Raw genomic sequence first — 24,738 nt, 5'->3', positions numbered from 1 at the left:
GCTTTAGTTTGCACCCGTGTTGGCCGCTTGTGTGCTGGCATTGCCCCGTACGCTTCGCTTTCCTATGCTTGTTTTCCCGAACGCTAAACTCAACCTAGGTCTATACATTACTAGCCAGCGCCCCGACGGCTTCCGCAACCTAGAGTCGGTTTTCGTGCCGCTGCCGTGGTGCGATGCGCTGGAAATTCTGCCGGCTGCCACCAACGATTTAACGCTCAGCGGTATCCCAATTCCGGGCGACCCGGCTACCAACCTTTGCTGGCGGGCGTATGAGCTGCTGAAGGCGGATTTCAACCTGCCGCCCGTGCAGATGCATTTGCACAAAACGGTGCCCATCGGGGCCGGGCTAGGTGGTGGCTCCGGCGATGCGGCGTTTGCGCTGCGGGCGCTGACGGAGCTTTTCGAGCTGAACCTCACACCTGAAACTCTGGAAGATTACGCCCGTCGGTTAGGGAGCGACTGCGCGTTTTTTATTCAAAACAAGCCTGTTTTTGCCTACGAGAAAGGCGACGTTTTTGAGCCAATTGACTTGGTTTTGACCGGTATGGCGTGTAAGGTTATTTATCCTGACCTGCACATCAGCACGGCCGAAGCCTACGCCCGCGTGAAGCCCCAGGCACCCCGCCACGATCTGCGCCAGAGCCTGGCCCAGCCCATAGAGCAGTGGCGCAGCCTAATAAGCAACGATTTTGAAGATGCCCTGGCTCCGCACTATCCCCTGCTCGGCGAGCTAAAGCAGGCGCTATACGATGCGGGAGCCTCGTATGCTAGCTTATCGGGCTCGGGTTCAGCGGTATATGGGTTGTTTCCGGGGCGCGAGAACTTACCCCAGCTACTATTGCCAGAAGCGTATCAGGTCTGGGACGGTATTTTGTAGGAACGCGCCACGGCGCGTTCGCGCGTTCGGCGTTGAACGACTCGTTGTTACACACGACTGCCGCACGGCAACCTAGCCTGCATTCGGCGGGACGAGAACGCGCCGTGGCACGTTCCTACAAAACAGCCTCCATCGGTTCCGGCTTGCGTTGGCGCCGTTGGTTCCACTGGTCGAGGACCGGATGAATGAGCACGCTGAAGAAAATAACCACAATACCTAGGTAGAAGCCGCCCGACATTTTCTCCTGCTGCCCAAAAATAAGTACTGCCAGCCCAATGCCGTACACGGGTTCCAGGTTGATAGTCAGGTTGATGACGAATGCCGAAAGGCGCTTCATTAGCTCCACGGAGCTGGAAAAAGCGTAGACGGTACAGGCCCCGGCCAGTACGAAAAGCCACAGCCAATCGAGCGGAGCAGGGGCTAGGTGCAGGCCCGCGCCCGCTGTGAAATAGCGACCGTAAATCGGCAAAAACACCACAATGGCCAAGCAGGCGCCCATCATCTCGTAAAAGGTGAGTCGCAGCGGGGAGTGCTGCTTTACCAGCTTGGAATTCAGGACGCTAAACAGCGCCGACAGGCCCGCCGAGAGAATAGCCACGCTCAGCCCCAGCAGCTGGTCCAGCTCCGCCTGCGACACCAGGTAGAGCCCAACCATCGTCAGCAAACCTAGGCCTACTTCGTAGCCGCGCACGCGGCGCCAAAGCAGCAGCGGCTCCAGCAGCGACGCCCACAGCGCCAGCGTAGCCAGTCCCGCCAGGCACACACTGACCGAAGAAAGGCGCGCCGCCAGAAAAAACGTAATCCAGTGAATAGCAACCAGAACGCCCACGCTCAGCAGTCGCAAAGCCGACCCAAGCGGCATCTGCCAGCCTTGGCCACGGACCATCAGCAACACGGCAAGGCCCACCGAAGCCAGCAGCGTCCGCCAGAACACCAGCTCCACCGGCGGCAACGAAATGAGCTTGCCCAGGATAGCCGTAAAGCCCCAAAGCAAAACAATGAAGTGTAAGCGGAGGTAGTCTTTCAACATTAAGTGAAATGGTGAGGTGGTGAAATGGTGAGCTTGGGGCTTCAATGGTGTAAGTGGGGCAAAAGCACGCTATTTGCGCCAGCCAAACATTAAACTCACCATTTCACCACCTCACCATCTTACCACTATTGCGGCACGAAGCGGTAGAGGGCCAGGCCAATGCCGGTAAACACGATGCTCGGTACCCAGGCGGCCAGCATCGGGTGCATGTCGCCGACCTGGGCTAGGTTGCGGCTCAGAATCACGAAGATGATGAACACGAAAGCCAGCACAAAACCTAGGGCAATCTGCCCGCCCACGCCCGCCCGCGATTTGCGGGCACTCAGGATAACGCCGATGATCGTGAGGATGATAATGGCGTACGGATACGCGTAGCGCTCGTATTTCTCACTGAGATACACCTGCGTATCGTCGGCGCCGCGCTCTATTTTCTGGTTGATAAAAGCATTCAGCTCCGGCAGCGTGAGCGTTTCGGAGAGGCGATAGGTGCTGGCGAAATCCTTCGGGTAGAGGTTAAGCGTGGTGTCGCGGGCGGGCAGCGTCAGCAGCTTTTCCTGCTGCCCGTTGAAGGTGCGCACGACCTGCGGCGTGAGCTTCCACGCCCGCCGCGTCGAATCCCAGCTGATAGCGTCGGCGGTCAGGCGGCGCTTCAGCTGCGTGCCTTCAATCGTTTCAAGGGCGAAGCGGTAGCCAACGTTGTTTGTGTTATCGTAGCTCTCCATGTAGGCGTAGGTCCGCGGCCCGATCTTCATGTGCACGTTGCGCCCTTTGTACACGTACGGATTCTTCACGTAGAGCCTTTCAAAGGCCACGCGGGTTTTGTTGGCGAGCGGAATAACCCAGCCCGTCAGCCCGAAAGTCACAATGCCGATAATGGTGCCGCCCATGATGTACGGCAGCAGCAACCGCTTGAAGCTCACGCCACTGGCCAGAATTGCGACAATCTCGGTGCGCGCCGCCAACCGGGCCGTCACGAACACCACTGCGATGAACACCGTGATAGGGGAGAGCAGGTTGGCGAAGTACGGGAACAGATTAACGTAGTATTCCAGTAGCACCTTCTTTGCCGACAAGTCATGCTTGATGAAATCGTCGTTCTTCTCCGTGAAGTCAATCACGCAGATAACCATGACGAGCACCAGCACCGTGAAGATGAAGGAAGTCAGGAACTTCTGAATAATGTATTTATCGAGCAGCTTCATTATTGGTTTTTGGTTGGTTGTTTTTGGTTTTTGGCTGTTCTGTTTTCAAAATGAGGTAGGCGTGATGCCAAAAACCAAAAACAAACAACCAAAAACCAATGCTCACAGCCTACTCATTACCTGCTTCACCATGCGCTCTTTCCACTCGCGAAAGGTGCCGGCCAGGATCTGCTGCCTAGCCTGTTTCACCAGCCACAGGAAGAAGGTCAGGTTATGCACGGAGGCAATTTGCGGACCGAGCATCTCCTGACTTTGGAACAAGTGCCGCACGTATGCCCGCGAGTAAAACGTGCTGACGTAGCCGCCAAGTTCAGTGTCAATCGGCTCGAAATCGGTTGCCCATTTCTTGTTCGTGATGTTCATAATGCCCTGCGTGGTGAACAGCATGCCGTTGCGGGCATTGCGGGTCGGCATCACGCAGTCAAACATATCTACGCCCAACGCTATGTTTTCCAGAATATTGGCCGGCGTCCCGACACCCATCAGATACCTAGGTTTGTCCTTGGGCAGAATGTCGCACACCAGTTCGGTCATCTCGTACATCAGTTCGGCCGGCTCGCCCACGCTCAGGCCCCCGATGGCGTTGCCTTCGCGCTGCTGCTCGGCCACGAACTCCGCCGATTTGATGCGCAGATCCTTGAAGGTGCTGCCCTGCACAATCGGGAACAACGTCTGATCGTAGCCATAGTGGGCCTCGGTGCTGTCAAAGCGCTGAATGCAGCGCAGCAGCCAGCGGTGTGTCATGTCCAACGACTTACGGGCGTAGTCGTACTCGCAGGGCCAGGGCGTGCACTCGTCGAACGCCATCATAATATCGGCCCCGATGGTGCGCTGAATATCCATCACTCCTTCCGGCGAAAACAGATGCTGCGAGCCATCAATATGAGAGCGAAACTTCACGCCTTCTTCCTTGATCTTGCGCGTGTTGCTGAGCGAATACACCTGGTAGCCGCCGCTGTCGGTCAGGATGGGCCGGTCCCAGCCGTTGAACTTGTGCAGACCACCAGCTTGGCGGAGCACGTCGAGGCCGGGCCGCAGGTAAAGGTGGTAGGTATTACCTAGGATAATCTGCGCCTGTACGTCGTTGGTAAGGTCGCGCTGCTGCACGGCTTTCACCGTGCCAGCGGTACCAACAGGCATGAAAATCGGGGTTTCGATGGCGCCGTGAGCGGTGTGCACCACGCCGGCGCGGGCTTTGGTATGCGGATCTTGGGTTACTAAATCGAAGGTCATGGCTAGGAAGCGGTTCCCGCAGAGGGCGCAGTGTTTTCGCAGAGGGCGCTGAGTCGTTCTGGAACAGCCTCTGCGTCATCTGCGAAAACACTGCGCCCTGTGCGGGAACCGACGTTAGAACAACAAAGGTACTCAAATGCCTACTTTTGCCTACTTATCTCGTTCGCTGTGTTACCGTTTCATTTTTCCCCGGCCGTGTGGCTGCTGCTGGCGTGCGTGCTGGTGCAGCTTTTCTACGCGGCTTATTATTTCCTGCCCTTTGCGCTGCGGCCCGAGCCGCCGGAACCTAGCCCTGCTACCGCCGCCGAGGAGCCCGTTTCGGTCGTGGTTTGTGCCCGCAATGAGTTAGAGAATCTGCGTCAGCTGCTGCCCTTGCTCTTGCGCCAGGATTATCCCGCTGGCTTCGAAATCGTGCTGATTGATGACCGTTCCGACGACGAAACCTACCTCTACACCCAGCAGCTCACGCAGTACTACCCCAACGTGCGCATCGTCACGGTAGACCGGACGCCAGCTGGTTTCGCCCCCAAAAAATACGGCCTAACCCTAGGTATCAAAGTAGCGCGCCACGAGCGGATGCTCTTCATCGATGCCGATTGCATTCCGAGTACCGACCAGTGGATCAGGCTGATACAACGCGGCTTTGTGCAGCCGGCCGATGTTGTGCTTGGTTATTCAGCTTACGAGGCAGAACCTAGCTTTCTAAATAAATTGATTCGGTTTGAAACCCTACTCACCGGAGCGCAGTATTTGTCGTTCGCGTGGCGTGGGCAGCCATACATGGGCGTGGGGCGAAACCTGGCTTATACGCAAAGCTGCTTCCGCGCCACGAAAGGATTTGCTTCTCATATCCGCAGCCTCAGCGGCGACGACGACCTGCTGGTGCAAGACGCGGTGCGGGTCGGTCAGCGCGTGGCAGTGGAAGCTAGCCCGGCAGCACAAACACTCAGCCGGGCTGCCGAAACCTGGAGCGCGTGGTGGCAGCAAAAACGGCGGCATCTGTCGGCCGGAAGTCGCTACCGCTTGGCCGACCGGATAAGAATCGGAAACTTTATTGGTACTAATCTGCTTTTTTATTTCACAGTGCTGGCGTTACTGTTTTCCCGGTCCGATTGGGTACCTTTGATTTCTCTGTTGGGAGTACGCACCTTGTTTGTGTGTGCCACTTATGACCGGCTCAGCCGGCGCCTCGACGACCGACTTCCGGTAGCGTGGCTTCCGGTGCTCGACGCAGTTTATTTTTTCAATTATCTCGCTCTGGGAATCTCCCTGTTCCTCTACCGCACTCTCCGATGGAAGTAAACAACCAGGAAATACAAAAGCAGTTTTCAGCCAAGGCCAAGCACGATTTCAAGCTGATTCGAGCGGCCGTTGAGCAGAGCGACGAGAAGGCGTACGCCGAGCTGATGCAGATCTACAAGAAGCCCGTGTATCACGTGGTGCTGAAGATGGTGCGCAACCCCGATGATGCTGAGGATCTGACCATTGAGGCATTCGCCAAGGCTTTCCGCAACCTGCACAAGTTCAACCCCGAGTACGCCTTCAGTACGTGGCTGTTCCGCATTGCGACCAACAACTGCATCGACTTTATTCGCAAGAATAAGATCAAGACGATGTCCATTGACTCCGCTATTAAGATTGATAACGGCGACGAAATTACCATTGACTTCCGCGACGGCAACCTGAACCCGCAGGAGTCAGCTATCAAGAACCAGAAGATCGAAATCATGCAGCACGTCGTGTCGCGGCTGCCCGATAAATACCAGCGCCTCGTGACCTTGCGCTACTTCGATGAGCTGAGCTACGAGGAAATTGCGCAGGAGCTGAAGGCACCCCTAGGTACCGTGAAAGCCCAGCTGCACCGCGCCCGCGAGCTGCTCTTCGACATGGTAAAAAACAAGAAGCACATCATTTAAATGACTACTTGTTGATTCGTTATTTAGTCTAAATGCCCTGGCTTTTTGCTAGGGCATTTTTTATAGAGAAAGGTGTGGTACTACGACTCCAAAGTCGTAGTACCACGTCGTTGAACGGCGGCGTGCGCGTCGTCAAACCAGTTATCAGCCTACGATAGTGGTACTACGACTTTGGAGTCGTAGTACCACTGCGCCTAGCATTGTACTTTTGCGCCGATGGATATTATAAAGCGCTATTTCCCCACGCTCACCGACGAGCAACAGCAGCTTTTTCAACGCCTCGAAACGGAGTTTCGGGATTGGAACGCCCGCCTGAACCTGGTGGCGCGCACCGACGTAGCAAACCTAGGTGAAAAGCATTTTCTGCATTCGCTCGGCATTGCCAAAGTAGTTCAGTTCCCGGCTGGCGCGTCGGTGCTGGATGTGGGCACGGGCGGCGGTTTGCCGGGCCTGCCGCTCGCCATTCTGTTTCCGGAAGTGAAGTTTCACCTCGTGGATAGCATCGGCAAGAAGATTCATGCCGTGCAGGAAATGGCGCAGGCCTTAGGTCTGAGCAACGTGACGGCCGAACAAACCCGCGCCGAGCAGCTCCGGCACAAGTACGACTACATCGTTAGTCGGGCCGTGGCGCGCCTAGCTACCTTTCATCCCTGGATTATGCATCGCTACAAGCCCGGCGTTGCTAACACAAGCGGCCTGTATTACCTGAAAGGCGGTGATCTGGAAGAGGAAATCCAGGAAGCAGGATTGCCGACGGCCATCTACAACCTCAGTGATTATTTCACCGAAGAATTCTTCGAAACGAAGAAAGTGGTATTTGTGCCGGCTAGCTCCGCCCGGTAGGCTGTAGCGCAAAGCTTGTGCTTGGCGTATCGTCGCACGACACTCGGTGGTATAACCTAGGTGCCAATCATTCTACAACACGCGAAGCACAAGCTTCGCGCTACATCATGCCGGCACTTCGGCGGTCAGGAACTCCACGGCGCGCCGCTCGGAGTAATAAGCACCATCCGGCGTGCCTTCGCCAAAGCCGACGTGCCCGCCTTCGGGCGGCGTTTCCAGGAACACAAACCTGCTCTGCGCCGCTACCTCACGCGGAAAGCAGGTAGGCGCCAGAAACGGGTCGTTCTGCGCATTCACCAGCAGTGTCGGGATGCGAATCTGGCTAAGGTAGCGGCCCGAGCTAGCTTTTTCGTAGTATTCCTCCGCCGACGAGAAGCCGTGCATCGGGGCCGTGTAGCGCGCATCAAACTGCGGAAAGTCGCGCAGCTCATCAATATCCGCCAAGTCAATCTGGCCGGGCAGTAGCTCTGCTTTCTGGCGCATTTTCGTGCGCAACGATTTGAGAAAGCGCTTGAGGTAAATGCGGTTTTCGGGACGCGAAATCTGGTGCGAGCTGGAGCGCAAATCCGTCGGGACGGAGAAAACCGCCGCCCGCTGCACCTGCGGCGGTACCCTATCTGGATTTTCACCCAGGTACTTAAGCGTGATATTGCCTCCGGCACTAAAGCCCGTAAGGTAGACGCGCTGGTAGCGGTCGGTTGCCAGAGCATGGCGCACCACAAGATCCAGATCATCGGTGTCACCTAGGTGGTAGGTGCGCAACAAGCGGTTCATCTCGCCGCTACAACTCCGGTAGTTCCAAGCCAGCGCATCGAAGCCGGCCTTGTTCAGGGCGCGCACCATGCCCCGCACGTACGGGCGGCTCGCATCGCCTTCCAGCCCATGCGATACAATAGCCAGCATGTCAGCGGAGTTCCCCTGTTGCCGTGCCCAGTCTAAATCGAGGAAATCGCCGTCTTCTGTTTCCACTCGTTCACGTTGGTAGCGCACCTCCGGTACTGAACGCAAAACACTAGGGACGATAGTTTGCAGGTGACCGTTGAACAGATAAAACGGCGGCTGGTAGGGCGAGTGGGCAACAAGTGGCATCTGGATGAGAGGCTAGCTAAAATGAAATAGAGTTAGTCAGCTAAGAAATACAAGCAGCGAATAAGTATGCATGCATACAATTAAATGATATCACAACTGCTGATGGAGTACAAAGTTATTGGCTGTGGTCAGCTCAAACAGGTGTGATTGACAAGTAAGCTAGACTCAACAGTAGTACTTTGCTATAAATGATATAATTAAAAAGGGAAAAATGCGTCTACTTAGTTCGCAATCCATCGTATGAATGTGCACTGATCTAAAAACACACAAACATGAAAACAACGAAAGCAATTCCGCATCTTTTGTTAGCTACCACACTCCTATTTGGCGCTGCTTGTAGTAGTACAAGTACCGGAGCCGGTTCTGAATCGACGGTGGGAAGTGGTACTGGCACCGGTAGTAGTGCGGGGGGCGCTGGCAGCGCAACGGCAACCAACGCCGACAATACTGCTACGGGCGGAGCCGTTGGTGCTGGTACTGATATGGGCTCGGCCCAAACCGTAACTACTGCCGCAACAGCCGGTGCAAGCGGTGCTGCCGCCGGCACCGATATAAATGCCTTTATGGGCACCTTCGCTACCATGCCCGACGCAACGTTCCTGCTAACGGCAGCCAGTAGTAACTTACTGGAAATACAGGCCGGGCAAGCGGCCGCGCAGAAAGCCGCCAGTGCCGACGTCAAGAAATTTGGGCAGATGATGGTCGACCATCATACCAAAGCCACGCAACAAATGCAGGCCGTAGCCACACCGCTCGGCGTGCAGCCTTCGCAGGCCCTGATGCCAATTCACCAGGCCATGCTGGATAAGGTTAACAGCAAGTCAGGAAAAGACTTCGATGAAGCCTACATGGATGCTATGGAAACGGCGCACGCTATGGACATTGCTATGTTCCAGGTGAAAAGCAAAGGTGCGGAAACGCCCGCCGTTCAGGCGTTTGCTACCAAAACGCTGCCCATGCTCGAGTCGCACCGTAAGATGGCAGGTGATTTAGAGAAGAAGGTTGATTAGTCAAGCTAGCTTTGAGCAGGGGGAGTAGGAGCACTGATTACGACTACTATCCGTCTACTATTTGCTAATTCAAATCGGATTCGTACCTTTGCAAACCCAAACTGAATCGAAACCGAGCAGAAAGTCAATTCCATATACCCATGGCGAATCATAAGTCGGCCCTCAAGCGCATCCGCTCAAACGAAGCCAAGCGCGTGTTGAACCGTTACCAGGCTAAATCGACCCGCACCGCTATCAAGAAGCTGCGTGCTAGCACGGATGCTACTGAAGCACAAACGCTGTTCAGCAAAGTATCCTCTATGCTGGATCGTTTGGCTAAGAAGAACATCATTCACAAGAACAAAGCAGCTAACAACAAGTCGAAGCTGGCTAAGTTCGTGAAATCACTGGCGGCTGCCTAACATAGGACTGCTTCTGCTCTTTTCATAGAAAAGGCCCTGCATTCAGTTGCGGGGCCTTTTTGCGTGAGTACCTAGGGTAGATAATAAAAAACTACCGGGTTAGGTTCAGGCGAAGCGTCTTATGGGTTGTGCCGGCGTGTAAGCGCACCATGTACAAACCCGCATCCAATGCTGTGCTGCTAATTGGGCAACTGTACTGTTTACCCGCTGCCGGCGTTCCATCAGCGAGGTGGCGTACTAGTTTGCCGGTAGTGTTATAAAGGTCCAGCGTGTAAGACTGTTCCGTCGGCAGGCTAAAGTCGACGGTAGCCTCAAGCTCGAACGGGTTGGGGTAAACCGCCAAAACCAATTCTGTACTGCTCGCCGGCGTATTAGCTACATTGCCGAAGGTGCTGGGCCGTGCGGCGGTGGCATTGCAGTCAACTATTTCTATCATAATCGGGGTGCGGCGGCTTTCGCAATTGCCAATGCCCTGAGCCACATAGTAGGTGGCCGCACTAATGGCCGTCGTAGAAGCGGCATACGTAGTTTCTACGCTGAGCGGAGTAGTTGCGGAAGCATCGGCGTAGAAGCGTAGCGTAGCATTAGCATCCGGTGCGCTGAAAGCAGCGCTGAGAGGTGTGGCTTGCGAGCCTTGGCAATAGCGCGCTATCACGCTACCGCTCAGCAACTGATTGAGATGCCCGTAGATGTAATTGGCAATAAGACTGCTACCCGCTTCATTCGGATGTAAGAAGTCTCTGCGCAGCGAAGTTGGCGGAATGTCGGCCGCGTAATCAGCAGCATCCTGCGCATTATCAGCTATGTACTTCGACACGAGGTAGCTGCGTACATCGAGGTAATGGGCGCCGTAGATTCGAGCTAGGTCGTTGTTTAGCGCTATAATTTGCTGATACTCATATGTGCCCTTGCCTTCACCCGCGCCGTTGCACACCGACAAAATGAGGTAGTCGGTGTGGGGGAGGGCCGCCACCATGGCCGCAATGTTGGCTTTCGTCTGCGCTGACTGGTTCCTCGGATCATTGCGCCCGGCCCAAATGATGGTGGGCCATGTTCTCTTCTGCGTATCGGCCAGCATCCGGTTGGCAATCAGCCCCGAATTTTCGCCTCCGACACCTAGGTTCGTGACGGTGCGGCCGCTGAGCTGCGACAGGATCGATGGGTAACGGCCAAAATTAGAATCGGTGAATGAGTCGCCCCAGGCGGCAATCGTGCTGGTATTGATAGCCAGAGAAGAAACCAGGGTAGGTGGGCTAGGTGCCGTCACCACATTCACTACCACCGGTGTGCGGCTGCTTTCGCAGTTGCCTACTACTTGCGCGGCATAGTAGGTAGTGCTACTGATAATAGTCGTCGGCGGCCGAAAATCACTGGTGAGTGGCGCTCCGCCCGTGGCTGTGGTGTACAGTTGAAGCATCGCGCCGCTGGTCAGCGTGATGCTGCTGCTGAGTGCACTGGCAGCGGAGCCTTGGCAGTAAGTCAGGGGGGAAGTTACGACCGGTGCCGTCACGTCGCAGACCGGCGATTGGGCTTGGGTAGCATCAAAAGCACCCGGGATTTCACGTGCAACGCTATTGTCGGGAAGTAGAAATCCGGCTACTACTAATAGCAACCAACCTAGAAAGGTACTGCCCGATATAGCTATCACTGGGGTTGAGTTTGCTGTCCAGGAATCTACGCGCAGCCTGTTTGGTGCCGGACTTTGGAAGTGCAGTAAACCCATAAGGGAAAGGCGTTATGTTTAAACTTTTTCAAGTAGAATACGAATTTAATGGCCTTTTCGCTTTATACAATACAATAAAATGTAGATTTTATTAAAATTAAATGAATCAAATAAGCGGGTTAGTTCTAAAAATCGTTAAAATGAGGTGAAAAAATAATACTCTCCTGTAACGTTTGAAATAACTAACTATCAGTGTTTTATGTGTGAAATTATTAGATGCTTATCTAAGACAAAAATTGGTTAGTTCACAAGCTTAATAAAATGCAAAAATATTTTGATAAGCTTGGGTTTGCACTGGCTGCATTACCAAGAAAGACAAACCTAGGTTGGCCCCTACACCCGCGAAAAAGGCCCCGCTTTATGAGCGAGGCCTTTCAGAATAACTTCACAAAGAAGCAAGTGCGGTGAGCCGATCTGTTTGTACTATAAGCAGTAGCTTAGCGCCTAGGCAATGCTCACCTTCACCATGTTGGTCTTCCCTTTCTCATTGATCGGCATCGAGGCGGTATTGATGAACACGTCGCCTTTTTGCAGATGGCCGGCTGCCGTAAGTGCGTAGCGAATGTCCGAAATAGTGCTGTCGGTGCTGAGCATCCGGTCGTAGTAGAAGGCGCGCACGCCCCACACTAGGCTGAGTACGGTGAGCAGACTCCGGTTGCTGGTGAAGATAAAAATATCCGATTTGGGCCGGTACTTCGAAATCTGGAAGGCCGTGTAGCCGCGGAAGGTCATGCCGGTAATAGCCTTCGCGCCCGTGTTCTTTGCCAGGTGGCCCGCCGCTGACAGCACGCTGTCGACCATAAACGAAGGCGACTGTGGATCAATCGGAAACCAGTGGTGATAGATAGTCTGCGATCTGCTTTCCACGCTGCGGATAATGCTTACCATCTGGCGGATAACCTCAATGGGATACTCACCAACCGCGGTTTCGGCGGAGAGCATCACGGCATCCGTGCCATCAAGTACGGCGTTGGCTACGTCGTTGGTTTCGGCGCGCGTTGGGCGTGGGCTCGTAATCATGCTCTCCATCATCTGCGTTGCTACGATGACGGGTTTGCCGGCCTGATTACACTTATGAATAATCATCTTTTGGGCCAGGGGCACCTCGCCGCCTGCAATTTCCACACCTAGGTCGCCGCGGGCTACCATCACAGCGTCCGTCAAGGCAATGATTTCGTCGACATTACGAAGGCCTTCCGGGGTTTCAATTTTGGCTACTACGCGCGTCTGCTTGCCGCTCTCCGCAATCAGCGACTTGATAAAGCGAATGTCCTCGGCACGACGGGCAAACGAAAGGGCGATCCAATCAACATCATGCTCTAGTCCAAATTGCAGGTCGGCAATGTCCTTTTCCGTCATCGACGGAGCCGTCACGTCAGAGTCGGGCAGGTTGATGCCTTTGCGGGGCTTCACAATGCCGCCGTATACTACTTCTACATCTACCTCTTTGTCGCGGTCAGTGGCTAGCACGCGCAACTCAATCTTGCCGTCGTCGATCAGAATCGCGTCGCCGGGCTTCACGTCGCGGGCCAGACCTAGGTAGATCGTGCTTAGGCGCGTGGCGGTGCTAGTTTCTTTTTCACCGCACACCAGCTTGATTTTATCGCCCGGCTTAATCTCTACGCTGCCGCCTTCTACTTCGCCCAAACGGATCTTAGGACCCTGCAAATCCTGAAGCAAGCCAACGTTGGTGCGCAGGTCCTTGTTAACGCGCCGCACCGTATTAATAACCGCCAAGTGGTCTTCGTAGGAACCGTGCGAGAAGTTCAGGCGAAACACATCAACACCTTCCCGAACCAGAGCGCTCAGGCGCTCATAGGTGTTAGAGGCCGGCCCAACGGTGGCCACGATTTTAGTTTTATTAAAGCTGGGACGAGATTCCATGAACTTAATAAGAGGTGTCAGAATGTAGTTTGGAGGCGCAAAGGTAGGGCGAACCGACAAGAGTGCACGCCCGCCGTCCGCTGCACGGTATCACCCGGCAAATGTCGAGAAAGCGACATGAGAGATACGTGAGGCAGGTGCCCTAGGGTTAGCGGCGGCGTCCGGCGCTCAAAAGAGCAGATTTTCTTTGAATTTTAACTCGTTCGGATCGAACTGGCAGCAGTACTGCACATCGGGCAGCGTGGCCAAGCGCTCGGCTACCAATTCGCTGGCCAGATGCCCCGTGCCGTTACAAACCTGAATTAAATAGTCATATTCTTTAATATCAGGTGCTAAGAACGGCTTCTTGAGGGTGGAAGGATCGAGGGAGCGGTTGCGAAATAAGCGCAGAATGCTGACCTCATTTTTGTATAAGTAGTTGCTAATCACCAATCGACCTTGGTGCAGCGGGTAAATCAGATCCTGTTGTTTCACTAAGCGCAGGCGTAGCAGGTTGTTCAGCGTCCAGGCTAGCTTGTGCTCCCGGCTCGACGAAACCAGGCCGAATAAGTCGAAGTCGCAGTCGTATTCTACCTCCAGTGTCAGGGTTTTCATAGCGCGTAATCAGGCCACTAAACGACAAAACTAAGCACAAGCATAGGCCTATGGAACCTGTGCTGTCATAATCTTGTACCTAGAAGATTCGGGGGGCTTTGTTTGAAAATGTTAGGGAAGATAGTGTTATTTGTGCCTAGTTTTCCTCAAACCCCCACGGAAATGTCTGAAATTGCAGAAAAAGTAAAAGCCATTATCATCGATAAACTTGGTGTTGAAGCTTCAGAAGTAACGCCAGAGGCAAGCTTCACGAACGATCTGGGTGCTGACTCGCTGGATACCGTTGAGCTGATCATGGAGTTCGAAAAAGAATTCAATGTATCTATCCCCGACGACCAGGCTGAGAACATCGCGACGGTAGGTCAGGCTATCAGCTACCTGGAAGAGCACGCCAAGTAAGGTTTGCGCTTTTTTACTTTAATTTAGTGCTTTTCGGCCGGCCCGCCGCCGGCCGTTTTGCTTTTTAGTCCAGTCTTCTTTCGCTCCTCCCGCTAGCCTATGTCTCTTCGGAGAGTTGTCGTGACCGGCCTCGGTGCCATCACCCCTATTGGCAATACTGTCTCTGCTTACTGGGACGGGTTGTCGCAGGGGGTGAGCGGTGCAGCGCCCATCACCCGCTTCGACGCCAGCAAGTTCAAGACCCGCTTCGCCTGCGAAGTAAAAGGGTACAGCCCTGACGATTACTTTCCAACCAAGGAAGGTAGGAAGATGGATATTTTCACCCAGTTCGCGCTCATTGCCAGCGACGAAGCTATCAAAGATGCCGGCATCGACGAAGGCGTTGACAAAGACCGGGTAGGCGTTATCTGGGGCTCTGGTATTGGGGGACTTACCTCGCTACAGGCAGAATGTATTGCCTTTGCTAAAGGTGACGGTACGCCGCGCTTCAACCCATTCTTCATCCCGAAGATGATTGCCGATAGTGCTTCCGGCAACATCTCCATCCGGCACAAGTTTCGCGGTCCGAACTTCGTAACGACTTCAGCCTGTGCCTCTTCTTCCGACTCCATCATCTCTGCATTCAATTACATCCGCCTGAACATGGCCGATGTAATGGTAACCGGTGGCTCCGAAGCTGCTGTTACTGAATCGGGGGTGGGCGGCTTTAATGCCCTGAAAGCGATGAGCGAACGGAACGACGCGCCTGAGGTAGCTTCTCGCCCTTACGACAAGGAGCGTGACGGCTTTGTGCTGGGCGAGGGTTCCGGCGCGCTGGTTCTGGAAGAGTATGAGCATGCGAAAGCCCGTGGCGCCAAAATCTACGCTGAGCTAATTGGCGGCGGCATGTCGGCTGATGCTTATCACATTACGGCTCCTGATCCGGAAGGTAATGGTGTGATGCTGGTGATGAAGAACGCGCTTCGGGATGCTGGTATCAGCCCCGAGGAGGTTGACTATATCAACACCCACGGCACGAGTACGCCCCTAGGTGATGGTGCCGAAATCAAAGCCATTGAGAAGGTATTTGGCGAGCACGCCTACAACTTGAACATCAGCTCGACCAAGAGCATGACGGGTCACTTGCTGGGTGGTGCCGGGGGCATAGAAGCCGTTGCTGCCATCCTGGCGATGCAGCACAGCCTGGTGCCGCCCACGATCAATCACTTCACCGACGACCCCGAACTGGATCCGCGCCTGAACTTCACGTTCAACCAAGCGCAGGCGCGCGAAGTGAATGTTGCGATGAGCAATACGTTTGGCTTCGGCGGGCATAATACGTCGGTCATTTTCCGCAAATTCAAAGAATAATGCCTCGTTCCGGCCAGCCACTCCCGCTGTTCGGGTTTTTCCGACGGTTTCTTGGTCAAGACCGCGTCTTTCGGCAAGCAATTGCCACGGTAATCGGCCGCACGCCTGACAACGTGCGGCTTTATCATTTGGCCTTTACGCACTCCTCTCTGGTGCGGCAGCAACCCGAGCAGGGGCGCCACCAAAGCAATGAGCGCCTGGAGTTTCTGGGCGATGCTATCCTAGGTTCGGTGGTGGCGGAGTACCTGTTTCGGAAGTATCCTTACGAGCAGGAAGGCTTTCTCACCGAAACCCGCTCCCGCATTGTGAACCGGGAAAGCCTGAACAACCTAGCTTTGAAAATCGGCCTCGATAAGCTCGTGCAGCTCGACCCGACACAGGGGCGAGTGTCTAGGTCGCGTTCGGTCAATGGCAATGCGTTGGAGGCGCTCGTAGGGGCTGTATACCTCGACCACGGCTACAAGGCAGCCCGCAAGTTTGTGCTGAGTCGATTGATCAAGCCGTACGTAGACGTGAAAGCGCTGGCTACGACCACCAGTAACTTCAAAAGCAAGCTGATCGAGTGGGCCCAGCGACAGGGCAAAAACCTGCGCTACGACATTTCGGGGCAGCCACAAACAGGTGGTGCTATAGAATTTTCGGCTACGGTATTGATTGACGACGAGCCCGTTGCTACTGGGATGGGCTTATCAAAGAAACAAGCGGAGCAAACGGCAGCGGAGCGGGCGCTGGCTGTACTAGGCATTTGAAAACAGCTTCCGATAGCTAGGTTAAGCCTTTCTCTGAATACCAGGGCGATTTAGCCAGTGTCGAAAAGCTAGGGTGCCGAGCGCGTAGGCAACCACGTCAAATGGGTCGTGTACGTAATGCGAAGACCAATGCGGCACTATCGCCTCAAAGACAACTGAAACGTATATCCACGCTGCTGCCAGCCACGAGTCCGGGAAGGTGAAAGCTAGGTTTCGGGTTAGACGCCGTTGCACCACCAGTGTCAACGTCAACAGAATGGGCATGCAGACAAGGTCGGCTAAGTAGCCTGTAACGTAAGTCGACAATGTCCAAGAGCCGAAAAGTTGGAGGGCTTTGTAGAGACTATAGAGCACGGTGGCTACCACAAAAAGCGGGTGCCGCAACTCCGGCAAGGCTACCATCAGACGAGCTAGCCCGCGACTACTACTCCTAGCCAAATGAAGAAAGAAATGATAGCGGCAAAAAGCATTTGGCCGCTAAGCACAACGTATTTCCACAGGCGAGTAAAGGAACCGTCGGTCGGATATATCTGGATGAACACTTTGGGCGCTTTCTCATCCTTACGTTCCTCTTCAGCTCGGCGGAGCATACTTTGGTAAGACTGCGGGTCGAGTAACTCACCGCAATGCTGGCACCGATCTTCGTAGTGCAAGTTCCAAGCAGACCAATGCCCGCAGTGAGGACATTTTTTTGTATTGGTGCTGGAGGAGTTATCCACGGTAGGTTAGGCTAAAGGATAGACGCTTGGGCTGAACCTAAAGCAAGGAGATGACCCGCTGCAATTATGCATGAAGATAGCGTAATTACTCTGGAAATGGTAGGCTACGTACCTGAGTAATACTTGTTTTTACCCAGCAAAGACAACCTGTCGAGCCTAAAACCAGTTGTTCTCTCAAACCCTTTTCTACTGCTCATGAGAATTGCCGGCGCTGCCCTCAACCAGATTCCTTTTGATTGGCAACATAACCTCCGCAATATCGAGGAGGCGATTAAGCAGGCTAAAGCGCAAAGCGTGGAGCTGCTGTGCCTGCCCGAACTGTGCCTAACCGGCTACAACTGCGAAGACCTTTTTCTTAGCAATTGGCTACCCGAAGCTGCCTTAACGCATCTGCAAAAGATTCGGCCCTGGACACAGGGTATTGCGGTGTGCGTGGGTCTGCCGGTGCGCCTAAATGGTCGCACGTACAACACCGCCTGCGTGCTGCGCGACGGCGAAATCTTAGGTTTTGCGGCCAAGCAGTTTCTGGCTAATGATGGCGTGCACTACGAACCCAGGTTTTTTGTGTCGTGGCAGGCGGGGCAAACGGCCCAGTTCACTTGGGAAAGTGAGGAGTATACCATCGGCGACTTGGTGTTTGAGCACAAAGGCGTGAAATTCGGCTTTGAAATCTGTGAAGATGCTTGGCGACCAGCAGCTGACCGGCCAGCGGGGCGGTTGATACCACGGGGCGTGCAGTTGATTCTCAACCCTTCGGCGAGTCATTTCGCAATGAGCAAAACCGACCAGCGCTATCACATCGTGCTGGAAGCTTCGCGCGATTATTGTTGTACGTATCTGTACGCCAACCTGCTCGGAAATGAGGCGGGGCGTACGATATACGATGGCGAAATCCTGGTGGCGCGCAATGGGCACCTGATTACCCGCAACCAGCTCATGAGCTTCAAGGAAGTGGATCTGGAATGCACTGATGTGGATTTTGATGCCGATCTGCCCATTGCCGAAGAAATCACCCCATTGCCCGCCCCTGACGAATACCGCGAGCTAAACCAAGCCTTGAGCCTAGGTTTGTTCGACTACTTGCGCAAGGCACATAGCCGTGGCTTTGTGCTTTCGCTTAGCGGTGGTGCCGACTCGTGCATGTGTGCCGTAGCCGTAGCCGAGATGGTGCGGCTCGGGGTGGCGGAGCTAGGCGCGGCCGAGTTTATGCGCCGTTCAGGCTGCTTTTCGGAAGAAGATATTGCGCAATTGGCGGGTGAAGTTGATGCAGGGTTTGCCAACGTTATGAATCCAGAGAACAGCGGTAGCCAACCTAGCTCGGCTGCTCCTGGCACGGCTAAAGTTTCGCAGGAGGCAGTGGCTCGCGCTGCGACACAGCCACCGCAAGCCGCGCAATTTGCCACGGCCAATAAGCCGCTGGTGGAGCGCCTCCTGACGTGCGCTTACCAAGGCACCGTCAACTCCTCGGACGATACTTATCTGTCAGCTAAGGAGTTGGCGGATTCCATTGGCGCCGTGTTCTTCGACTGGACCATCGACGACGAGGTGAAAGGCTACGTGGGCAAGATTGAGCATGCCCTAGGTCGGCCGCTGACTTGGCAAACCGATGACCTAGCTTTGCAAAATATTCAGGCGCGGGTGCGTGCTCCTGGTATCTGGCTGGTAGCCAACGTGAAAAACTGCCTGCTCATCACGACCTCCAACCGCTCGGAAGCTTCTGTAGGCTACTGCACCATGGATGGCGATACGGCCGGCAGTATTTCGCCCATTGCCGGCGTTGATAAGTACTTCGTGAAACAGTGGCTGCGTTGGGCGCAGCAGGAGCTAGGATATACTGCCCTAGGTCGAGTAAACGACTTGCAACCCACCGCCGAGCTACGGCCTTTGGAGGAAAAACAAACTGACGAGCGCGACCTAATGCCGTACCCGTTGCTGAATCGGATAGAGCGCCTGGCTTTCTATAATCGCTTGAGCCCGAAGCAAGTGCTTGCTACGCTTACGGAGGAAGAAAAAGGAACAGAACCGGAACTGCTCAAAACCTACGTGAAGCGCTTCTACTCGCTGTGGGCGCGCAACCAGTGGAAGCGTGAGCGGTACGCCCCATCCTTCCATCTTGACGACTACAACGTGGATCCACGCTCCTGGCTGCGTTTCCCGATCCTGAGCGGTGGTTACCACGAGGAGTTGGATGCACTCTAAGAGCAAGTGTTTGTGCGTAGCTCGATAAGCTTTTAACAGGTGCAACGTTCTGGATAGGCGCGGCTGCAAGTCGCGTCTACATTCCATTACCTTTGCGCCTACCTCTTAACGCTCCTTGCTCATGCTTTCCCTTTTGGCTTACATCACCTGGACCGCCTCACCTATCATTGCTCAGCTAGGTCCGCTAACGCTGCGCTGGTACGGGCTGCTGTTCATGTCGGGGTTCGTAATCGGAACCTTCGTGCTGACGCACATCTATAAATCGGAAGGCGTGCGGCCGCACTGGGTGGATGTCATTACGGTGTACATGCTGATCGGGACGGTAGTGGGGGCGCGGCTCGGACACTGCCTGTTCTACGACCCTGACTATTATCTGGCGCACCCGCTTGACATTCTCAAGATCTGGGAAGGTGGGCTAGCCAGCCACGGAGCTACCCTAGGTATCTTGTTGGCCGTGTGGCTTTTCTCGCGCAAAAACAAGTTTGATTACCTCTGGACACTCGACCGTATCGTGATTGTGGTAGCCTCAGGCGGTGCGATGATTCGCCTGGGCAACCTGTTCAATTCCGAAATCATCGGGCGTGTGACGGATGTGCCGTGGGCCTTCAAATTTGCGCGCTACAACGAGATTCACCACGAGCTAACGAACATTCCGAATGAGCTGCGCCACCCGACGCAGATTTACGAGTCGCTGTTTTGCGTGTTCCTATTCATCCTGCTCTACTCGATGTGGAACCGCACGAAAGAAAATACGCCGCGCGGTTTGCTGTTCGGGCTGTTCGTTGTATTGCTCTTTACCTTCCGCTTTCTGGTCGAGTTCCTAAAGGAAAACCAAGTAGATTTTGAGAATAACCTGCCCCTGAACATGGGCCAACTCCTCAGTATTCCGCTGATTCTTATTGGTATTTGGGTGGTGCTGCGGGCTGGTAAGTGGCCCGGTAATCCGTTTGGCTATGCACCCCGCGACTTGGATCAGGAGTCTACAACGAAAGAAGCCGTCAAGATTAAATAGAAAAAGGCCCGCCGAAAGCGGGCCTTTTTCGTGGGCACAACCTAGGTTATGCTAGAGCTTGTACTGGTATAAGCTACCTTCCTCGGTGCTGATGACTACGGTCTGATTGTCCGTGAAGGTAATTCCTTCCGTCTGACCCGCGCCGGTTAGGTCTACGTGGCGCGGCTTGGCTTTCAGGATGGCATTGAAGTCGCTGCCTTCCAGCACGAATAATTCTTCACGAGCTAGCAACACCAGCCGACGGCCGTCGGGGCTGAGGCTGGCATCGGTCACTTCGCCGGGAATAGCTAGCTTGGCAATCAGCTTGGCCGTTTGCTGACCGGGCTGGTCATTGAGCGCGTACACTTTGCTGGTGGTTTGTTGCGCGCGGTCTTTAGTGAATAAGTACAGCTTGCCCGCATGCCAGATCGAGGCTTCACAATCAAAATTCCGGTCGTCTTTCTTTGGCGGAAACTCAGTCTGATCGGCGTAAGCAAACGGAATTTGGCTGACCTGCTGCGGCGCGGCAGGATTCACCCGGTACACGACTAAGTTCTTGCGGCTGTTGTTGTTATTACCCGCATCTACTACGTACAGGGTGCCTTTATCATCCTTGGCTAAGCTTTCCCAGTCGTGGTTGGCCACAGGCAAACTTATCTCCTGAAGCAGCTTGCCTTCCGCATTCACTTTATACAAAGTAGGCGAGTTGCCGGCATCGGCGTTGGTGTAGAACGTGCCGGGCTGATCGGCGAGGGCTAAGCTGGAGCTTTCGGGCACGTTGGAGAACGTGGCTAGCTTACTCAAGCCCGGTATAGCCACATCGATGAAGCGGTTTTCCAGGGTGTCTTCTTGATTCTTCTTGCCTTTCTTGCCGTCCTTTTTACCGCCTTTTTTTGAGTCCTTGTGCGTCTTTACGGTGCTGTCTTCGTTCTGCGCCTGCGAGCAGCTGCTGCCGCTGAGCACACCGACCAGCGCGGTAAGTACGAGAATTGTACGCATCAGTTAATTAGGTATTTATATGAAAAAGAGCTGCTCCGAACAAGTAGTCCGGGCAGCTACAGATAGGTGTTATACGGCGCTTACACGCTTAAGGTACAGGGTCGTAGCCGTGCCCGCCCCACGGGTGGCAGCGGCTGATGCGGCGCAACGCCAGCCAGCCGCCCCGCCACGGCCCGTGCTTCTGCACTGCCTGCGCCGCATAGGCCGAGCACGTTGGCTGGTAGCGGCAACTGGCCGGGGTGAGCGGCGAAATCAGATGCCGGTACACCCAAATAAGACCTAGCAGGAGTTGGCGAAAAAGGAAGTTCATAGCTGATTAGCTAAGCAGGTCATCTTTAGAACAAAATTGAGTTCCGGCATACTTGTTGGGTCTTTTTATAAAATATTTCTAAGGTAGATAACCTAGGCGCTGCCGTTTGCGCAACGCCGTGTATAGCTAGGTAAGAAGTGAAAAGTTGCAGCCTGTCGGGCTTGGCAGCTATTCGGTTATGGAGTGTTTATGAGAAAACTATACGTTCTGCTAATTAGTGCATTACTGATTGGTGCTGTGGCACAGGCCCAGGGCAATGGGCCAGGTGTGCGCGGGGCGCGGGCGGCGGGGCTGGGCAATGCCTCCGTCACGCTGACGGACGTTTGGTCGATTGGCAACAACGTGGCGGGCCTAGGTCAGGTGACGCAGAAAAGTATCGGCTTCTACGCGGCAAATCAATTTGTGATGAGTGCCCTCAGCTCCGCCGCGCTGGCTGTCGCGCTACCCATCGGCGCAGTAGCAGAAACAGATACAAAGGCAAAGAATGGAGTAGTTGGTCTTGAAGCCCAGCGCTTTGGCGATAAGCGCTACGCCGAACAGCGCCTTGGTGCAGGCTACGGCTACCGTGGCGGGCAGGTAAGCGTGGGCGTGCGCGCCGACTTATTGCAGTTGAGCATGGAAGGACTAGGTAGCCGCCGCGCCGTGGCACTGTCGTTGGGCGGACAAGCCGAGATTGTGCCGCGCCGGCTGGTATTCGGGGCTTATCTCTATAATCTCAACCAGGCGAAGCTGGCTCACTACGAAGAGGAGCGGGTGCCAACGGTATTGAAGGCCGGTTTTTCGTACCGACCTGGCAAGAAGCTGATGCTCAACGTGGAAACGGAGAAAGACGTGGAGCAGGATGCCGATTTCAAAGCAGGGCTAGAATATCAAGTTACCGAAGCATTGCACCTGCGCGCTGGGTTTTCGTCCCTCACCGAGCAGACAACCGCTGGGCTAGGTTTCCTCACCGGCCGCTTTCGCATCGACTATGCCGCAGCTTGGCAGACTGCCCTGGGTTTGAGCCAATACGTTGGCGTCAGTTTCCAAACGGCTGTCAAATGAGGCGCAGGTTAAGACGCAGCATCGCCTACATCGGCACGTTGCTGCTGGCCGCTGGGCTGGCGTTGCCGTTGCAGGCGCAGGAGTACGTGCGCCCGCCGGCTGATATCGACCGGTTGGTACAGGAACTGTTTGCCGAAATTCAAAGCGCGCAGGTGCCCTACGAAGACCTTTACGAAGCACTGCTGCAATTTTATCAGACGCCGCTCAGCCTGAACACCGCTAGTCGCGAAGAGTTACGGGCGTTGCTGCTGCTCTCCGAAACGCAGATTACGGCGCTGCTGGAACATCGGGAAAAACGCGGCGCGTTGCTGAGTTTGTATGAGCTGCAAAGTGTTCAAGGCTTTGACTTGCGCACCATTTACCGCGTTGCGCCGTTCGTGGCGGTGCAGGATGGCGGCGCAAACCGCACACGCGAACCGCTGTGGCAGCGCATCTGGCAGGAGGATAATAACGCTTTGTTCGTGCGCTATGAGCGGGTGCCGCAGCAGCGCAAGGGCTACACCCCGCCTGACACAACCAGCGGCGGCCGCCTTACAAGCCGCTACCTAGGTTCGCCGGATAAACTGCTGCTGCGCTACCGCGTGAGTCGGCCGCACGATTTCAGCGTGGGCCTGACGGCAGAAAAAGACGCCGGCGAGCCATTGCGCTGGAACTCGGCCGCAAACCAATACGGTGCTGATTTCTACTCGGCTCATCTGATGTTGCAGGAGCGCGGCCGGCTCAAGACCCTAGCTTTGGGTGACTATCAGCTTCAGTTTGGGCAAGGGCTATTGTTGTCGTCGGGGTTGCAGGTGGGTAAGGGCGCCGAGACGATTACCTCTATCCGGCGCAGCAGCCTGGGCGTGCGGCCGTATTCATCGGTGCTGGAAAGTACGTTTTTTCGCGGGCTGGCAGCTACCGTTGTGGTCAGCAAAACGGTGCGGGCCACCGGCTTTTTCTCGCTGAAAAACGTCGATGCGAACCGCCAGACCAGCGGCGATTCATTGGCCGAATTCGACGAATACTCGTCTGGTATCCTGCTCACGGGCTTTCACCGCACGGCAACGGAGCTGGCCAACCGCCACCGGATGCGCGAGCAGATTACGGGCGGCAATATGACCTATACCAGCGCAAACGGCAACTTCTCCGCTGGCGGCACTGTGGTCGATACGCACTATAGTACGGCTATTCAGAAGCGGCCCGAGCTGTACAATAAGTATGAGTTTCGGGGTACGCACAACCTGGCCGCGAGCCTGCACTACAACTACGTGGTGCGCAACGTGCTGCTGTTTGGCGAAGCCGGCCGCTCCAGCAGTGGCGGCCTAGGTACCGTGAATGGCCTGCTGGCAACACTGACGCCGAACGTGGATGCCTCGGTGCTGTACCGCCACTACGCCCGCGACTTTCACACGTTCTACGGCAATGCGCTGAGCGAAAACACCCGCAACATCAACGAGAGTGGCTTGTACCTAGGTCTAAAAGTAAGGCCGGTGGCCCGCTGGGAGGTTTCCACTTATTACGACCGGTTTCGTTTTCCGTGGCTGAAGTACCAGGTGGGTGCTCCGTCGGTGGGGCACGACTGGCTGGCGCGGTTGGCGTTCACACCTACCAAAACCAGCCTGCTCTACGTGCAGCTGCGCACCCGCGTGAAAGCCTACGACGCCGACCCGGTGCCGGGCCGGGCGGTGCGCCCCATGCCGATGCCAGTGCCCACGGAGCGCCGCAGCCTGTTGCTGTTTTACGATGCCAGTCCCACGTCCGTGCTCAGCCTACGCACGCGGGTGCAAGGCACGCGCTACCGCGAAGGCACTGGGCTGTTGCGTACGGGCTTTGTGTTGGCTCAGGATGCAGCCGTGCATATCGGCCCGAGGGTGCGGCTGAGTGGCAGGTACGCCCTTTTCGACACCGACGACTATGACACGCGTCAGTATGTGTTTGAGCAAGATGTGCTGTATGCCTTTTCGGTGCCGCCGCTCTACGGCCAAGGCACGCGGGTGTATAGTCTCGTTGAGTTTCGCTGCACGCGGCACCTCACGCTATGGCTGCGCTATGCGGAAACAAATTACCGCAATCAGAAAACAATAGGCTCGGGGCTGGAAGAAATTCAGGGTTCGCGCCGCTCGGAGGTGAAGGCACAGATGCGGTATAAATTCTAGGTAGCGCGAAGCTCAGGCTTGGCGCTATGGTGCGCTACATT

General features: G+C 55.1%; 23 protein-coding genes. 13 read left to right on the top strand and 10 right to left on the bottom strand.

Features of this window, described 5'->3' with window-relative positions; all coding sequences use genetic code 11:
• The first annotated feature begins 64 nt into the window (after positions 1-64).
• Entirely contained in the window at positions 65-877 is an 813-nt protein-coding gene (ispE, locus tag IEX74_RS18040) for a 4-(cytidine 5'-diphospho)-2-C-methyl-D-erythritol kinase (protein WP_188815402.1), read from the top strand.
• A gap of 115 nt (positions 878-992) precedes the next feature.
• On the opposite strand, the gene IEX74_RS18035 is transcribed toward ispE, so the two are convergent.
• The 3 genes from IEX74_RS18035 to tgt form a co-directional block, all read right to left on the bottom strand.
• Complete coding sequence (locus IEX74_RS18035) at positions 993-1,907, bottom strand: DMT family transporter (protein WP_188815401.1); 915 nt, start codon at positions 1,905-1,907, stop codon at positions 993-995.
• A gap of 125 nt (positions 1,908-2,032) precedes the next feature.
• Complete coding sequence (locus tag IEX74_RS18030) at positions 2,033-3,109, bottom strand: LptF/LptG family permease (RefSeq protein ID WP_188815400.1); 1,077 nt, start codon at positions 3,107-3,109, stop codon at positions 2,033-2,035.
• A gap of 102 nt (positions 3,110-3,211) precedes the next feature.
• Entirely contained in the window at positions 3,212-4,342 is a 1,131-nt protein-coding gene (tgt, locus tag IEX74_RS18025; RefSeq protein WP_188815399.1) for a tRNA guanosine(34) transglycosylase Tgt, read from the bottom strand.
• A 168-nt stretch (positions 4,343-4,510) separates the two neighbouring features.
• Between tgt and IEX74_RS18020 the strand changes: the two genes are divergently transcribed.
• The 3 genes from IEX74_RS18020 to rsmG all read left to right on the top strand — a co-directional run bounded on the left by IEX74_RS18020 (position 4,511) and on the right by rsmG (position 7,101).
• Positions 4,511-5,644 carry a glycosyltransferase gene (locus IEX74_RS18020; RefSeq protein WP_188815398.1) on the top strand — a complete coding sequence of 378 codons (1,134 nt, stop codon included), beginning with the start codon at positions 4,511-4,513 and terminating at the stop codon, positions 5,642-5,644.
• On the top strand, positions 5,635-6,258 hold the full coding sequence (locus tag IEX74_RS18015; protein WP_188815397.1) for an RNA polymerase sigma factor: 624 nt from the start codon (positions 5,635-5,637) through the stop codon (positions 6,256-6,258). Before IEX74_RS18020 ends, IEX74_RS18015 begins: the two co-directional genes overlap by 10 nt.
• 216 nt (positions 6,259-6,474) lie before the next feature.
• Entirely contained in the window at positions 6,475-7,101 is a 627-nt protein-coding gene (gene rsmG / locus IEX74_RS18010) for a 16S rRNA (guanine(527)-N(7))-methyltransferase RsmG (protein WP_188815396.1), read from the top strand.
• Positions 7,102-7,206: 105 nt separating this feature from the next.
• On the opposite strand, the gene IEX74_RS18005 is transcribed toward rsmG, so the two are convergent.
• A complete protein-coding gene (locus IEX74_RS18005; RefSeq protein ID WP_188815395.1) occupies positions 7,207-8,190 on the bottom strand; it encodes a YheT family hydrolase in 984 nt (327 codons plus the stop codon).
• A gap of 272 nt (positions 8,191-8,462) precedes the next feature.
• Here IEX74_RS18005 and IEX74_RS18000 point away from each other — a divergent pair, with 272 nt between their 5' ends.
• Positions 8,463-9,200 carry a DUF4142 domain-containing protein gene (locus IEX74_RS18000; RefSeq protein WP_188815394.1) on the top strand — a complete coding sequence of 246 codons (738 nt, stop codon included), beginning with the start codon at positions 8,463-8,465 and terminating at the stop codon, positions 9,198-9,200.
• Between the two features lie 140 nt (positions 9,201-9,340).
• A complete protein-coding gene (gene rpsT, locus IEX74_RS17995) occupies positions 9,341-9,601 on the top strand; it encodes a 30S ribosomal protein S20 (protein WP_188815393.1) in 261 nt (86 codons plus the stop codon).
• A 91-nt stretch (positions 9,602-9,692) separates the two neighbouring features.
• Here the strand turns inward: rpsT and IEX74_RS17990 are convergent, their stop codons facing one another.
• From IEX74_RS17990 to IEX74_RS17980, 3 genes are all read right to left on the bottom strand, one after another.
• Positions 9,693-11,213, bottom strand: coding sequence for an Ig-like domain-containing protein (locus IEX74_RS17990; RefSeq protein ID WP_229755359.1), 1,521 nt, complete (start codon positions 11,211-11,213; stop codon positions 9,693-9,695).
• A 555-nt stretch (positions 11,214-11,768) separates the two neighbouring features.
• A complete protein-coding gene (gene pyk / locus IEX74_RS17985) occupies positions 11,769-13,208 on the bottom strand; it encodes a pyruvate kinase (RefSeq protein WP_188815391.1) in 1,440 nt (479 codons plus the stop codon).
• A 168-nt stretch (positions 13,209-13,376) separates the two neighbouring features.
• Positions 13,377-13,802, bottom strand: a complete 426-nt coding sequence (locus tag IEX74_RS17980; RefSeq protein ID WP_188815390.1) for an IPExxxVDY family protein — start codon at positions 13,800-13,802, stop codon at positions 13,377-13,379.
• A gap of 162 nt (positions 13,803-13,964) precedes the next feature.
• Between IEX74_RS17980 and IEX74_RS17975 the strand changes: the two genes are divergently transcribed.
• The 3 genes from IEX74_RS17975 (at position 13,965) to rnc (ending at position 16,300) form a co-directional block, all read left to right on the top strand.
• Positions 13,965-14,201 carry an acyl carrier protein gene (locus tag IEX74_RS17975; RefSeq protein WP_073109216.1) on the top strand — a complete coding sequence of 79 codons (237 nt, stop codon included), beginning with the start codon at positions 13,965-13,967 and terminating at the stop codon, positions 14,199-14,201.
• A 99-nt stretch (positions 14,202-14,300) separates the two neighbouring features.
• On the top strand, positions 14,301-15,551 hold the full coding sequence (gene fabF, locus IEX74_RS17970; protein WP_188815389.1) for a beta-ketoacyl-ACP synthase II: 1,251 nt from the start codon (positions 14,301-14,303) through the stop codon (positions 15,549-15,551).
• Positions 15,551-16,300, top strand: a complete 750-nt coding sequence (gene rnc / locus IEX74_RS17965; protein WP_188815388.1) for a ribonuclease III — start codon at positions 15,551-15,553, stop codon at positions 16,298-16,300. Before fabF ends, rnc begins: the two co-directional genes overlap by 1 nt.
• Before the next feature lie 410 nt (positions 16,301-16,710).
• On the opposite strand, the gene IEX74_RS17960 is transcribed toward rnc, so the two are convergent.
• Positions 16,711-16,890, bottom strand: a complete 180-nt coding sequence (locus IEX74_RS17960) for a hypothetical protein (RefSeq protein WP_188815387.1) — start codon at positions 16,888-16,890, stop codon at positions 16,711-16,713.
• Between the two features lie 324 nt (positions 16,891-17,214).
• Between IEX74_RS17960 and nadE the strand changes: the two genes are divergently transcribed.
• Together nadE and lgt are read left to right on the top strand one after the other, a co-directional pair.
• Positions 17,215-19,218, top strand: coding sequence for an NAD(+) synthase (gene nadE, locus IEX74_RS17955; protein ID WP_188815386.1), 2,004 nt, complete (start codon positions 17,215-17,217; stop codon positions 19,216-19,218).
• Positions 19,219-19,339: 121 nt separating this feature from the next.
• The gene (lgt, locus tag IEX74_RS17950; protein ID WP_188815385.1) at positions 19,340-20,230 is read left to right on the top strand and encodes a prolipoprotein diacylglyceryl transferase; all 891 of its coding nucleotides are present in this window, start codon (positions 19,340-19,342) and stop codon (positions 20,228-20,230) included.
• Between the two features lie 51 nt (positions 20,231-20,281).
• Here lgt and IEX74_RS17945 read toward each other — a convergent pair whose 3' ends face one another.
• The gene (locus tag IEX74_RS17945) at positions 20,282-21,208 is read right to left on the bottom strand and encodes a hypothetical protein (RefSeq protein ID WP_188815384.1); all 927 of its coding nucleotides are present in this window, start codon (positions 21,206-21,208) and stop codon (positions 20,282-20,284) included.
• An 88-nt stretch (positions 21,209-21,296) separates the two neighbouring features.
• Positions 21,297-21,518, bottom strand: coding sequence for a membrane protein insertion efficiency factor YidD (gene yidD, locus IEX74_RS17940; RefSeq protein WP_188815383.1), 222 nt, complete (start codon positions 21,516-21,518; stop codon positions 21,297-21,299).
• 237 nt (positions 21,519-21,755) lie between these two features.
• On the opposite strand from yidD, the gene IEX74_RS17935 reads away from it, so the two are divergent.
• On the top strand, positions 21,756-22,562 hold the full coding sequence (locus IEX74_RS17935) for a hypothetical protein (RefSeq protein WP_188815382.1): 807 nt from the start codon (positions 21,756-21,758) through the stop codon (positions 22,560-22,562).
• Positions 22,559-24,697: a helix-hairpin-helix domain-containing protein gene (locus IEX74_RS17930; protein ID WP_188815381.1), complete on the top strand. Its 2,139-nt coding sequence runs from the start codon at positions 22,559-22,561 to the stop codon at positions 24,695-24,697. Before IEX74_RS17935 ends, IEX74_RS17930 begins: the two co-directional genes overlap by 4 nt.
• Positions 24,698-24,738: the final 41 nt, after the last annotated feature.

It is taken from the genome of Hymenobacter cavernae (assembly GCF_014641455.1).
Classification (GTDB): domain Bacteria; phylum Bacteroidota; class Bacteroidia; order Cytophagales; family Hymenobacteraceae; genus Hymenobacter; species Hymenobacter cavernae.
This window is presented reverse-complemented; position numbering and strand designations above follow the sequence as displayed.

Excerpts from the sequence above, each read along its gene's own strand:
- ispE (WP_188815402.1), top strand. The coding sequence starts at position 65 with ATGCTTGTTTTCCCGAACGCTAAACTCAACCTAGGTCTATACATTACT.
- IEX74_RS18035 (WP_188815401.1), bottom strand. The coding sequence starts at position 1,907 with ATGTTGAAAGACTACCTCCGCTTACACTTCATTGTTTTGCTTTGGGGC.
- IEX74_RS18030 (WP_188815400.1), bottom strand. The coding sequence starts at position 3,109 with ATGAAGCTGCTCGATAAATACATTATTCAGAAGTTCCTGACTTCCTTC.
- tgt (WP_188815399.1), bottom strand. The coding sequence starts at position 4,342 with ATGACCTTCGATTTAGTAACCCAAGATCCGCATACCAAAGCCCGCGCC.
- IEX74_RS18015 (WP_188815397.1), top strand. The coding sequence starts at position 5,635 with ATGGAAGTAAACAACCAGGAAATACAAAAGCAGTTTTCAGCCAAGGCC.
- rsmG (WP_188815396.1), top strand. The coding sequence starts at position 6,475 with ATGGATATTATAAAGCGCTATTTCCCCACGCTCACCGACGAGCAACAG.
- IEX74_RS18005 (WP_188815395.1), bottom strand. The coding sequence starts at position 8,190 with ATGCCACTTGTTGCCCACTCGCCCTACCAGCCGCCGTTTTATCTGTTC.
- IEX74_RS18000 (WP_188815394.1), top strand. The coding sequence starts at position 8,463 with ATGAAAACAACGAAAGCAATTCCGCATCTTTTGTTAGCTACCACACTC.
- rpsT (WP_188815393.1), top strand. The coding sequence starts at position 9,341 with ATGGCGAATCATAAGTCGGCCCTCAAGCGCATCCGCTCAAACGAAGCC.
- pyk (WP_188815391.1), bottom strand. The coding sequence starts at position 13,208 with ATGGAATCTCGTCCCAGCTTTAATAAAACTAAAATCGTGGCCACCGTT.
- IEX74_RS17980 (WP_188815390.1), bottom strand. The coding sequence starts at position 13,802 with ATGAAAACCCTGACACTGGAGGTAGAATACGACTGCGACTTCGACTTA.
- IEX74_RS17975 (WP_073109216.1), top strand. The coding sequence starts at position 13,965 with ATGTCTGAAATTGCAGAAAAAGTAAAAGCCATTATCATCGATAAACTT.
- fabF (WP_188815389.1), top strand. The coding sequence starts at position 14,301 with ATGTCTCTTCGGAGAGTTGTCGTGACCGGCCTCGGTGCCATCACCCCT.
- rnc (WP_188815388.1), top strand. The coding sequence starts at position 15,551 with ATGCCTCGTTCCGGCCAGCCACTCCCGCTGTTCGGGTTTTTCCGACGG.
- IEX74_RS17960 (WP_188815387.1), bottom strand. The coding sequence starts at position 16,890 with ATGCTCCGCCGAGCTGAAGAGGAACGTAAGGATGAGAAAGCGCCCAAA.
- nadE (WP_188815386.1), top strand. The coding sequence starts at position 17,215 with ATGAGAATTGCCGGCGCTGCCCTCAACCAGATTCCTTTTGATTGGCAA.
- lgt (WP_188815385.1), top strand. The coding sequence starts at position 19,340 with ATGCTTTCCCTTTTGGCTTACATCACCTGGACCGCCTCACCTATCATT.
- IEX74_RS17945 (WP_188815384.1), bottom strand. The coding sequence starts at position 21,208 with ATGCGTACAATTCTCGTACTTACCGCGCTGGTCGGTGTGCTCAGCGGC.
- yidD (WP_188815383.1), bottom strand. The coding sequence starts at position 21,518 with ATGAACTTCCTTTTTCGCCAACTCCTGCTAGGTCTTATTTGGGTGTAC.
- IEX74_RS17930 (WP_188815381.1), top strand. The coding sequence starts at position 22,559 with ATGAGGCGCAGGTTAAGACGCAGCATCGCCTACATCGGCACGTTGCTG.